The 3,807-nt window shown below is 74.6% G+C and carries 4 protein-coding genes; all 4 read right to left on the minus strand.

The features are described 5' to 3' along the window. On the minus strand, positions 1-555 hold a 555-nt coding region (locus C5507_RS21875; protein ID WP_211295544.1), incomplete at its 3' end, for an alanine racemase. Positions 556-575: 20 nt separating this feature from the next. After that, on the minus strand, positions 576-1,334 hold the full coding sequence (gene pgeF / locus C5507_RS21880; protein ID WP_207225679.1) for a peptidoglycan editing factor PgeF: 759 nt from the start codon (positions 1,332-1,334) through the stop codon (positions 576-578). Positions 1,335-1,376: 42 nt separating this feature from the next. Then, entirely contained in the window at positions 1,377-2,663 is a 1,287-nt protein-coding gene (gene ftsZ / locus C5507_RS21885; protein ID WP_104530587.1) for a cell division protein FtsZ, read from the minus strand. A gap of 385 nt (positions 2,664-3,048) precedes the next feature. After that, positions 3,049-3,807 (minus strand): cell division protein FtsQ/DivIB (locus C5507_RS21890; RefSeq protein WP_249027846.1); only part of this gene is annotated, 759 nt, incomplete at its 5' end.

Genomic DNA, 3,807 nt, shown 5'->3' on the forward strand with positions numbered 1-3,807 from the left:
ACGACCTGAGCGGCCTGCCCGGGCTCGGCCCGCCACCGCCCACGGACGGGTACCGCCCCGCCGCCGCGCTCGACCGGTACCTCCGCGCCCGTGACCACCGCTGCCGCTTCCCCGGCTGACGTCGCCGGGCTGCGCACCGCCGCGGGCCGCGGCCTCCCCCACCGGACCACCGAGGTCCACCTGCAGGAACACCTCGACCGGCCGCCCGGCCGACCGGCCGGCCCGGTCGAGGGTCGTGACCAGCGACGTGCGGTCGACGGAGTGCACGACGGCGCCGGTGCGGACCAGGGCCGCCGCCTTGTTCCGCTGCAGCTGGCCGACGAAGTGCCAGCGCAGCGCCACTCCCTCGAGCTCACCGGCCTTGTCGAGCAGCTCCTGCACGCGGTTCTCGCCGAAGTCGTGCTGACCGAGGGCGGCCAGGGCGCGGACGTCCGCCGCCGGCCAGGTCTTGCTGACGGCGAGCAGCCCCACCGTCGCGGGATCGCGGCCCGCCGCGCGCGCGGCCGCGTCGATGCGCGCCCGGACGGCCGTCAGGTTCTCCTCGAGGCCTGCCATGCCCCGCATCCTCCCGCGCGTCAGCGGGAGCCGGGGCCGGCAGGTGCCCCGTCGAGCCAGACGAGCCCGGCCTGGCGGCCGGTCACGCCCTCCCGGCGGTGGGAGAACAGCGTCGCGTCCTCGACGGTGCAGCGCGGGTCCTGGACGACCTCCTGGATCCCCGCCTTGCGCAGGATCTCGGCCACCCCGGCCCGCAGGTCCAGACCGGGTGTCCCGGCACGGGTGCGTGCGACGGCGGCGGGCGCCACGCGCGCCACGTCGTCCTGCATGCGCTGGGGCACCTCGTAGCACTCCCCGCACACCGCGGGGCCCAGCAGCGCCGTCACGTGCCGCGCACGGGCACCCAGGCTGGCCATGGCCGAGAGCGCGGCGGGCACGACCCCCTTCCGCACGCCTTCCCGCCCGGCGTGCACGGCGGCGACGACGCCGGCCTCGTGGTCGGCGAGCAGGATCGGCACGCAGTCGGCCGCCAGCACGCCCAGGACCAGCCCGGGGGTGGCGGTCACCAGCGCGTCCACCTCGGGGACGGCGCCGTCCCGCGGAGCGTCGACGATCGCGACCCCCGCGCCGTGCACCTGGTCCATCCAGACGAGGCGCTCCTCCCCCACCCCGAGCTCCCGGGCCACCCGCGCCCGGTTGGCGGCGACGTCGGCCGGGTCGTCGCCGACGTGGTCGCCCAGGTTGAAGGAGTCGTAGGGGGAACGGGAACGGCCGCCCCGCCGGTCGGTGACGACCCGACGGGGTCGCACCGCCGACGGGGCGGCCGGATGCGTGCTCACCGGGGCCAATCTAGTGCCCCCGGCAGGTGCTGGAGCGGGGCGTCAGCCCTTGAGGAACTCGGGGATGTCCAGCTCTTCCTCGAAGTCCTCGTTCGACAGCGGACGCCGACCGTTGGTCGAGCCCTGGATCGGCGGCAGCGGCGGCACCGTGATGCCGCCACCCTGCCGCGGCGGGGTCGGCGACCCACCCGCGGCGGAGGGAGCGAGCCGCTCCCCCGTGACCGCCGGCGTCGCAGCGGGCTGCGGGGCGGGCGGCGGCGTGGTGGCCACCGGCGGAGCCGCGACCGGGCGGCGGCTCGGCGAGAACGGCGACGCGCCCCCACCGGACATGCCACCCGGGCTGCCCGCCGTCGTCGTCGCGCCGTCCTTGCGCGAGCTGGGACGGCCACCGTCGAAGCCGGCCGCGATCACCGTCACCCGGACCTCGTCACCCAGGGCGTCGTCGATGACGGCGCCGAAGATGATGTTGGCGTCGGCGTGCGCGGCGTCGGAGACCAGCGACGCGGCCTCGTTGATCTCGAACAGGCCCAGGTCCGAGCCTCCCGAGATCGACAGGAGCACGCCGTGCGCGCCCTCCATCGACGCCTCGAGCAGCGGGCTGGCGATCGCCTGCTCGGCGGCCAGCAGTGCGCGGTTGTCCCCGCGGGCGCTGCCGATGCCCATCAGCGCCGAGCCCGCCCCGGACATGACCGACTTGACGTCGGCGAAGTCCAGGTTGATCAGGCCGGGCGTGGTGATCAGGTCGGTGATGCCCTGGACACCCGACAGCAGCACCTGGTCGGCGGTGCGGAAGGCGTCCATGACGCTCACGTTCCGGTCGCCCAGCTGCAGCAGCCGGTCGTTCGGGATCACGATCAGCGTGTCGCACTCGTTGCGCAGCTCGTCGATGCCCGACTCGGCCTGCACCGCGCGCCGCTTGCCCTCGAAGGCGAACGGCCGGGTGACCACACCGATGGTGAGGGCACCGAGCTTGCGCGCGATGGAGGCGACGACGGGGGCGCCACCGGTGCCGGTGCCACCACCCTCGCCGGCCGTCACGAAGACCATGTCGGCCCCCTTGAGGACCTCCTCGATCTCCTCGCGGTGGTCCTCGGCGGCCTGGCGGCCCACGTCGGGCTGGGCGCCGGCGCCCAGCCCACGGGTGAGCTCGCGGCCGACGTCGAGCTTGACGTCGGCGTCGCTCATCAGGAGAGCCTGGGCGTCGGTGTTGATCGCGATGAACTCGACCCCCTTGAGGCCGACTTCGATCATGCGATTGACCGCGTTCACCCCGCCGCCGCCGATGCCGACGACCTTGATGACCGCTAGATAGTTGTGCGGAGGTGTCATGCGGCGCTCCCCAACTGGACCCTCATCCTCAAGTTCAGCCTTACAGTTATGTCAACTCGGTCGACGTGGATGAAGTTAGGTGGGGTCGGAGAGGCCTCACAAGCACCACCGCCGGACCGGCGTGTCGGTGGGGACGGATCGCACCAATCGCTGACGACTCAGTGGTCACATCAGCACCACCAGGTGTGACGACTCGCGATCGAAACGGCTCATCCCCGACTTCAGCGAACGCGAACTCGCGAGACGAGAAACATCCGACGACGAACTGCGTGTCGGGCGTGTCGGACCGACCGGCGTGTCGTCGGATGTGCTCGCCGGAACCGGTGCGCAGTGGCACGGCGACGGTGCGCCACGACGGTCGGGCCGGCGCCAGCGATCGGCGCCGTCAGCGGAGGACGACGGCGTCCGGGGCGCTCACGTCGATCACCGCGGCGGGCTCCAGCTCACCGTCGTCGATGCGGTCGAGCAGCGCCACCACGACCTGCCCCTTGGTCGCGGAGTCCTCCGGGCCGCCCCAGACCACGACCGAGCCGTCGGCCATGGTCAGCTCGATCCGCTCCGGCCCCGGCACGGCAACCTGCTCGATGTCCTCGCGCAGCGCGACCGGGAGCGCCCGGATGGCGGCGAGCCCGGCGGTCGTGGCGGCGTCCCGCGGACCGGGGTCGGCCACCTCGAGCGGGACGACGCCGCGCGGGGCGTCCCCGGTGACCGTGTCGAACAGGATCCCCTCGGCGTCGACCAGCGAGCGCCTCCCGGGGCTGCCGACCACGGCGACCGGTACGCGCTCGGCCACCGTGATGACGATGCGGTCGGGCCAGCCGCGGGCGGCCTGCACGGAGCGCACCTGCGGCAGCGTCGCGACCCGCTCCTCCACCGCGCCGACGTCGACGCGCAGCAGCGGCACGCCGTCGGACACCCGCGCCACCTCGCGGACCTGCTCCGCCGTGAGCGCGCTCAGCCCGTCGACCTGCACGGTCCGGACCGCCAGGACCGGGCCGAGCCACAGCAGCCAGCCGATCACGGCCAGCACGGTGACGAGCGCCGCGGCCTGGAGCGACCGGCGCTGCCGCGGGCGCAGCGGCGGACGCCGACGGCGGTTGGGCAGCCGTGCCGGCCGGGCGCCCCCGCGCGCGGGCGACCGCCG

The organism is Blastococcus saxobsidens (assembly GCF_002938435.1).
Classification (GTDB): Bacteria; Actinomycetota; Actinomycetes; order Mycobacteriales; family Geodermatophilaceae; genus Blastococcus; species Blastococcus saxobsidens.

Excerpts from the sequence above, each read along its gene's own strand:
- ftsZ (WP_104530587.1), bottom strand. The coding sequence starts at position 2,663 with ATGACACCTCCGCACAACTATCTAGCGGTCATCAAGGTCGTCGGCATC.